This window comes from Moorena sp. SIO4E2, from assembly GCF_010671945.1.
GTDB classification, from domain to species: Bacteria; Cyanobacteriota; Cyanobacteriia; order Cyanobacteriales; family Coleofasciculaceae; genus Moorena; species Moorena producens.
In genome coordinates, this window is sequence record NZ_JAAHIE010001332.1 from 1 (window position 1) to 1,196 (window position 1,196).

The window sequence follows — 1,196 nt, forward strand, 5'->3', positions numbered from 1 at the left end:
GGATACGCATTTTTAATCCCTTCAGGTCAGCTACAGAATTAATTTGTTTCTTGAACCAACCTCCCATCTGAGCACTGGTGTTACCCGCTGGAAAATTAATCACGCCAAAGTCAGCATAGAGTTCCTGGAGCAATTCCAAGCCACCACCGTGGTACAACCAGGCATTTTGTTGTGGAGCGGTTAGACCAAAGGGTACACTAGTGCCGAATGCTAGGGCTGGATTTTTGCCAACGTAGTAGTAACTAGCGGTATGACCACACTCAACGGTTCCCTGTTGGACGGCATCGAGAACCTCTAATCCTGGTACAATTTCACCAGCAGCAAAGGGGGTAATCTGGAAACGCCCATTGGTCATGGCACTGACCCGCTTACAGACAGTATCAGCTCCCCCATAGATAGTATCAAGGGATTTTGGCCAGCTCGTGACCATTTTCCATCGAACTATAGGCTGACTGCCAGATTGAGCAACGGGTCCTGTACTAGCTTGATTACAGGATGCTAAGGCAGCTGTACTGGCTGCACCAAGCGCAGCGTTACTAAAAAATTGTCGGCGTTTCATGGTTGTTGTTGATTCAAGAGTGGTTGACACTCCCCACGCTTAGAAAGCGGGGGATTCTTACTTCACAGATTCGACTTGCTCATCCAGGTCGGAACCAAGAAGAGTAGAGGCCAAATCTCCATAAGCGTTTAGAAAAGTTCCGGTGTGCCCCACCGTACTCAAGGCTCGTTTAAGGATATTGATCGCAGCGTTATGGTCTCTGTCTAACTGACAACCACACTTACAGACGTGGGTTCTAGTTGATAAGGATTTTTTAACCACTTTACCACAATTAGAGCAGTTTTGACTGGTATAGGCAGGGTTTACTGCAACAGTTATTCTGCCGAACTTATCACCAAAATACTCTAACCATTCCCTAAATTTATACCAACCTGCATCATTAATAGATTTGGCAAGACAGTGATTTTTTACTAAGTTTTTAACTCTTAGATCTTCATAGGCGACCAAATCGTTAGACCGGATTACGCAACGTGCGAGTCTCTTCGCATGTTCTTCACGCTGCCTACTTATTCTAAGGTGTGCCCTACCTAATTTATTAATGGCTTTATTGCGGTTAGCAGAGCCTTTATTTTTTCGGGATACCCGACGCTGATAAAACTTTAGACGTTTCTCACCCGTTCTGTAGAACCGTGGATTA

Annotated in this window: 2 protein-coding genes; both read right to left on the minus strand. The window is 45.3% G+C overall.

Annotation, left to right across the window (positions count from 1 at the left end; translation table 11 throughout):
• The coding region (locus F6K37_RS43430; protein ID WP_502887846.1) for a TRAP transporter substrate-binding protein at positions 1-559 on the minus strand (559 nt) is incomplete at its 3' end.
• Positions 560-616: 57 nt separating this feature from the next.
• Positions 617-1,196 (minus strand): RNA-guided endonuclease InsQ/TnpB family protein (locus F6K37_RS43435; protein WP_287257348.1); only part of this gene is annotated, 580 nt, incomplete at its 5' end.